Consider the following 6,241-nt stretch of genomic DNA (forward strand, 5'->3'; position numbering starts at 1 on the left):
CCGTCCCGGCCGGCCGTACCGGGTGAGCCCTGGGGACACGCCCCACGGCGTGCCCCCGGGGCTCACGCCATGGCGTCGCGGACGGCGGCGTGGGCCGCGTCGCGCATCGCGGCGTGCAGCCTCGCGTTGGACTCCCGGTCGGTGCGCACCTCGACCATCCGCAATCCTTCGCCGTGCAGCGCCTTGACCAGCTGGCCCGGCTCGTCCACGAAGGTGTACGGCGTGCCGGTGGCGGCGGCCACGTAGCCCAGGTCCACCCCGTGCGAGGTGCCGAAGACCCGCTCGAAGGGGTCGCGCAGCGTGGCCTGGGGCAGCAGGGAGAAGATCCCGCCGCCGTCGTTGTTCACCACGACCAGGCAGAGGTCGGGGCGCGGCTCGCGGGAGCCGAGGAGCAGCCCGTTCTGGTCGTGCAGGAAGGTCAGGTCGCCCATCAGGGCGTAGGAGGGGCCGTTGTGGGCGAGGGCGGCGCCCATCGCCGACGACACCACGCCGTCGATCCCGGCCGCCCCCCGGTTTGCCATGATCCGCAGGCCCCGCCGGGGGCGCATCGCCTGGTCGAGGTCGCGGATCGGCATGGAGGAGCCGGAGAACAGCAGTGCCCCGTTGGGCAGCGCCTCCGCCAGGTCGCGGGCCAGGCGCGGCTCGCTGAGCCCCGACCCGTCCAGCACCTCGTCGATCGCGGCCCTGGCCGCCGTCTCGGCGCGGCGCCAGGAGTGCAGCCACGTGTCGTCGCCCGCGGCGACCGGGATCTCCACCACCTGGGCCACCTGGGTGGCCGAGCGGGTCGGGTCGGGCCAGCGGGTCATGTCGGCGGCGACCACGATGTGCTCGCCCGCGTGCCTCAGCCAGTTGAGCAGCGGCCGGGACAGGCCGGGGCGGCCCAGGGTGACCACGACGTCGGGGCGGTGCCGGTCGGCGAACTCCGGGGTGCCCAGGAGGAAGTGGTAGGCCGACATCGCGTGGTCGCCGTAGCGGGCGCCGCCGTTGGGCTCCGACAGGACCGGCCACCCGGCCATGCCCGCCGCCGCCACGTACCTGCGGGTGTTGGTCGCGCCGTCGCCGACGACCAGCACGCCCCGCCGGGTCGGCGGCAGGTGCAGCGCCACCGGCGGGGAGGCCACCCTGGCACGGACCCAGGGACCCGCGGCGTCGCCCTCCAGGGACTCGGACCACGAGGGGTCACCGTCCGGGATCAGCGGCTCGCGGAAGGCCACGTTGAGGTGGACGGGCCCCGGGTCGTACGGGCCCATCGCGCGCTGGTAGGCGCGGCAGGCCGTCGACCGCCAGTAGGCGACCTGGCCGGGGCGGTCCTCGGGCACGCCGATCTCGCTGAACCAGCGCACGGCCGTGCCGTACAGCTTGATCTGGTCGACGGTCTGGCTGGCACCGGTGTCGCGCAGCTCGGGCGGGCGGTCGGCGGTGAGCACCAGCAGCGGCACCCCCGACTCGTGCGCCTCGATGACGGCCGGGTGGAAGTTGGCCGCCGCGGTGCCGGAGGTGCAGATCAGGACGACCGGACGATCGCTGCGGCGGGCCAGGCCCACCGCCAGGTGCGAGGCCGAGCGCTCGTCCACCCGCACGTGCAGCCGGATGCGGCTGTCGGCGTGCACGGCCAGGGCGAGCGGCGCCGAGCGCGAACCCGGTGCGAGCACCACGTCCGTCAGACCGCAGCGGGCCAGCTCGTCGACCAGCACCGTCGCGAGCGCGGTCGCGGGATTCACCGCACCGCCTCCTTATCTCCGCACCCGGGGGTGAGTCCGTCCTGAGGCGCGCGAAAGCGCCCTCGCCTGCGCGGGGCGGCGCGCCCGGGGGCCGGATCCGTTCGGACCCCCCGCTGCCCCCGGGGGCGGCGGGACACTGTGCCTCGTCTGTGCCCTCGCCGCCCGCGGCCGCGCCGGAACCTGTCGTCGGCCGCCCCTAGGGACGGCGCGGGAACCTGCCGAAGTCGGGGGAGCGCTTCTCCTTGAACGCGTTGCGCCCCTCCTGCGCCTCCTCGCTCATGTAGTAGAGCAGGGTGGCGTCACCGGCGAACTGCTGCATCCCCGCGGCGCCGTCGGTGACCGCGTTCAGCGCGCCCTTGAGCATGCGCAGCGCCAGCGGCGACTTGTCCAGCATCTCCCTGGCCCACTTGACCGTCTCGGCCTCGAGCTCGGCGAGCGGCACGACCGCGTTGACCAGACCCCAGTCGAGGGCCTTCTGCGCGTCGTACTGGCGGCAGAGGTACCAGATCTCGCGGGCCCGCTTCAGGCCGACGGTCTCGGCCAGCAGCCAGGAGCCGTAGCCGCCGTCGAAGGAGCCGACCTTGGGGCCGGTCTGGCCGAAGACCGCGTTGTCGGCGGCGATGGACAGGTCACAGCACACGTGCAGCACGTGGCCGCCGCCGATGGCGTAACCGGCGATCATGGCGATGACCGGCTTGGGACAGCGGCGGATCTGGACCTGCAGGTCGAGCACGTTGAGCCGGCCGACGTGCGGGGTGGACTTGTCGACGTAGCCGTCGTCGCCGCGGATCTTCTGGTCGCCCCCGGAGCAGAAGGCCCGGTCGCCCGCGCCGGTGAAGATGATCACACCGACCTCGGCGTCCTCCTGGGCGACGTTGAAGGCGTCCTTGAGCTCGAAGAGCGTCGTCGGGCGGAACGCGTTGTGCCGCTCCGGACGGTTGATCGTGATCTTGGCGATTCCCTCGCCGGTCTCGTAGATGATGTCCTCGTACTGCCCGGACCTCTTCCAGTCGACCGCGCCGTCGCGCTCGGAGGCCGTCTCCGCCACCACCTGATCGTCCACGCCCGGCTCGACCCGCTCCGTGCCCACGATGGCTTCACCCTCTCCGCTTTACCGGGACCACCCCGGCTGTTGTCCGGCATTCGGCACTAACCTTACGACTGTGATGACCATTCCTGTGCATGAGGAGTGGCTTTCCGTGCAACGGGAACTGCACGCCGTGGTTTCGGCGCCGGGCCCGGAGCTGTTCCGGGCCGTCGGCGCGGCACTGGACGGCCGCGGTCCCGCCGTGCTGCCCCTCTCCCCCGCCCTGCCCGCCCCCGCGCTGCGGGCGACGCTCGACGCGCTGCGCCCCACCCACGTCGACGGGGTCCGCCGCGAGGGCGGCGTCGGCGTGCCCGCCGAGGTCGCGGTGGTCATCGCCACCAGCGGCTCGACCGGCGTCCCCAAGGGCGCGCAGCTGTCCGCCGAGGCCCTGATCGCCTCCGCGTCGGCCTCGCTGCGGCGCCTGGACGCCGGGGCGGGCGAGCGCTGGCTGTGCTGCCTGCCCCCCTCCCACGTGTCCGGCCTGCAGGTCCTGGTGAGGTCGCTGCTGGGCGGGACCGAGCCGATCGTGCACGACGGGTTCTCCCCCGAGGCCGTGCTCTCCAGCGGCGCGGACCACGTCTCGCTGGTGCCGACCCAGCTGCGCCGGCTGCTCCAGGTGAATTCGCCGCGTCTCCCGCCTCTGTCGATGTTCGGGACGATCCTGCTCGGCGGCGCCGCCGCTCCCCCCGGCCTGCTCGCCGCGGCCCGCGCCGCCGGGGCCAGGGTGGTCACCACGTACGGCATGAGCGAGACCTGCGGCGGGTGCGTCTACGACGGCGAGCCCCTCGACGGGGTGGGGGTCGACGTCGGCGACGACGGCCGGATCCGCCTGGGCGGGCCCGTGCTGTTCTCCGGCTACCGGCTGCGTCCCGACCTCACCGAGGCCGCCCGCGACGGCGGCTGGTTCCTCACCTCGGACCTGGGCGTCCTGGAGGGCGGGCGGCTGCGCGTGCTGGGGCGGGCCGACGACGTCGTCAACACCGGGGGCGAGAAGGTCGTCGCCGCGGCGGTGGCCGCCGTGGTGGCCGAGCATCCCGCGATCGTCGACGCCGTCGTGGTCGGCCGTCCCGATCCCGAGTGGGGCGAGCGGGTGGTGGCCGTCGTCGTCTCGCCCTCCCCGCCGTCCCTGGCCGAGGTCCGCGCCTTCGCCAAGGAGCGGCTGCCCGCATACGCGGCCCCCGCCGAACTGATCGTTGTGACCGAAATACCACTTTTGGCCAATGGCAAGCCGGACCTCGAAACTCTCCGTTATGGTCGTGATCGGGAACCGTGAAGGTGCCGTGACACGTCCAATCAGGTAGCCGAAGCAGGAAGGACAAGCCCGATGAACGTCACCCGCAAGACATGGGTCTCGGCTGGAATCGTGAGCCTGGTCCTCGCCGGCGGCATCTCCGTCACGGCCGCCGCCGCGTCGGGCGGGCTCGGGAGGGCGGAGAAACCGTCGGCCGAGCCGGTGCCGGTCGCCCCGAACGAGCCGGGAACCTCCTCCCAGGAGCCGTCCCCGACCGCGCCCGTCCCTCCCGCGGAGGACTTCGTGGTGTCCAGGGAGGTCAATCCCGACCCCCGGAAGGTCGTCGAGTACTGGAGCGAGAACCGCCTGGAGCAGGCGGAGCCCTTCCCGATGCCCATGGTCGACGGCCCCGTGCGCGAAGGCGCCGTGGACCCGGCGCAGGAGGGCCCCGCGGAGAGCCCCGTGGAAGTGATCGAGTAGGCCCTCCCGGGCGCCCACGTGCGGGTGGATCGCCGGGAAGGCGGTCCGCCCTTCATATTTTCCGGGTCGGGTCGGGAACAGAAAGTTCTTGCCTGGGGTTATTGGTACTGGTGCGCCGAGCGGCCCCCAGACCGCCCCACCCCAAGACCAGCAGACCGTAAATTCAGACGACTCCGTGATGGAGGAGGTGTCCTCATGCCCCCAACCGCCGTGGCGACCTCATCTGAGGCCCCGACGACCCTCGACCAGCTCCTTGACCGAGGGCGAGTCCAGGGCCACCTTTCACTCGCGGAGCTGCGCCACGCCTTCGCCGAGGCGGGCATCAGCCCGACCGAGGGCAGGTCGATCCTGCGCGAGCTCACCGAGGCGGGCGTCAGCCTGGCGGCCGAGAACGAGCCCGCGCTGTCCGCGTCCAGCGCCAAGAGCACCCGCAAGACCCCCGTCCGCAAGGCCAAGGCCGCGCCCGTGAGGAAGGGGGCGGCGAAGACCGAGATCACGGCCGGCGCCCCGGACGCCGCCACGACCGGCGCCGAGCCCGCGGGCGACCTCAAGACCGCCAGGCCCGTCAAGAAGGCCGGGACCGCCAAGAGCGCCGCCAAGGGTGTCAAGGACGCCAAGGACGCCAAGGACACGGCGGAGCTCGACGACGAGTGGAACCCGCCGGAGGAGGCCGAGGTGGAGGTCGAGCCGACCCTCGACCTCGACGACCAGTCCTCCGTCATGGGCGACTCGGTGCACACCTACCTGAAGTCGATCGGCCGCCGCACCCTGCTCACCGCCGCGCAGGAGGTCGAGCTGGCCAAGCGCATCGAGGCCGGGCTGTACGCCGAGTCCAAGCTGGAGGCCGACCCGGGTCTGTCCGCGGCCGCGCGCGACGACCTGGAGTGGATCGCCGAGGACGGCCGCCGGGCCAAGGACCACATGCTGGAGGCCAACCTGCGCCTGGTCGTCTCCGTGGCCAAGAAGTACACCGACCGGGGCATGGCCCTGCTCGACGTGGTCCAGGAGGGCAACCTGGGCCTGATCCGCGCGGTGGAGAAGTTCGACTACACCAAGGGCTACAAGTTCTCCACCTACGCCATGTGGTGGATCCGCCAGGCCATCCAGCGCGGCTTCGCCGACTCGGCCCGCACCATCAGGCTTCCGGTGCACGTGCTGGAGATGCTCTCCAAGCTGTCGCGCGTCGAGCGTGACATGCACCAGCGTCTGGGCCGCGAGCCCACGCCGGAGGAGCTGGGCGTCGAGCTCGACAAGACCCCCGACCAGATCGAGGAGCTGCTGCGCACCAGCCGCCAGCCGATCAGCCTCAACGCCACCATCGGCGAGGACGGCGAGACCACCATCGGCGACCTCATCGAGGACGTCGACTCGCCCGAGGCGTCGGAGGTCGTCGACCGCCAGCTGCTGGGCGAGCAGCTGCGCGGCGTGCTCGGCAACCTCTCCCCCAGGGAGGCCAAGATCATGGCCCTGCGCTTCGGCCTCGTCGACGGCAAGCCCCACACCCTCGACGAGATCGGCAAGTGTCTCGGTCTGACGCGCGAGCGCATCCGCCAGCTGGAGAAGGAGTCGCTCTCCAAGCTCCGCCATCCCAGCAACACCCGCCCGCTGCTCGACTGGGCCAGCTGACCGGCCGTCCGGCCGTTCCGGAGTCCCGATAGTCCCGAAGGGCCTGGTCGCGGTGGCCGCGGTGGTGGTGTGCGTGCGGCGCCGGTCGCCGCGGCC

5 protein-coding genes are annotated in these 6,241 nt (G+C 72.7%); 3 read left to right on the forward strand and 2 right to left on the reverse strand.

Annotated elements, in window-relative coordinates:
* Window positions 1–62: 62 nt before the first annotated feature.
* Both menD and menB read right to left on the reverse strand, forming a co-directional pair.
* On the reverse strand, window positions 63–1,721 hold the full coding sequence (gene menD / locus AB0G15_RS21415) for a 2-succinyl-5-enolpyruvyl-6-hydroxy-3-cyclohexene-1-carboxylic-acid synthase (RefSeq protein ID WP_362842318.1): 1,659 nt from the start codon (window positions 1,719–1,721) through the stop codon (window positions 63–65).
* 196 nt (window positions 1,722–1,917) lie between these two features.
* A complete protein-coding gene (menB, locus tag AB0G15_RS21420; protein ID WP_362696065.1) occupies window positions 1,918–2,769 on the reverse strand; it encodes a 1,4-dihydroxy-2-naphthoyl-CoA synthase in 852 nt (283 codons plus the stop codon).
* Between the two features lie 118 nt (window positions 2,770–2,887).
* Between menB and AB0G15_RS21425 the strand changes: the two genes are divergently transcribed.
* The 3 genes from AB0G15_RS21425 to AB0G15_RS21435 all read left to right on the forward strand — a co-directional run bounded on the left by AB0G15_RS21425 (window position 2,888) and on the right by AB0G15_RS21435 (window position 6,145).
* Window positions 2,888–4,081, forward strand: coding sequence for an AMP-binding protein (locus AB0G15_RS21425; protein ID WP_362842321.1), 1,194 nt, complete (start codon window positions 2,888–2,890; stop codon window positions 4,079–4,081).
* Between the two features lie 51 nt (window positions 4,082–4,132).
* Entirely contained in the window at window positions 4,133–4,519 is a 387-nt protein-coding gene (locus AB0G15_RS21430) for a hypothetical protein (RefSeq protein ID WP_362842323.1), read from the forward strand.
* Between the two features lie 195 nt (window positions 4,520–4,714).
* Complete coding sequence (locus tag AB0G15_RS21435) at window positions 4,715–6,145, forward strand: RNA polymerase sigma factor (RefSeq protein ID WP_362842326.1); 1,431 nt, start codon at window positions 4,715–4,717, stop codon at window positions 6,143–6,145.
* The last annotated feature ends 96 nt before the right edge of the window (window positions 6,146–6,241 follow it).

Origin of the sequence: Streptosporangium sp. NPDC023825, assembly GCF_040639575.1 — a bacterium.
Classification (GTDB): domain Bacteria; phylum Actinomycetota; class Actinomycetes; order Streptosporangiales; family Streptosporangiaceae; genus Streptosporangium.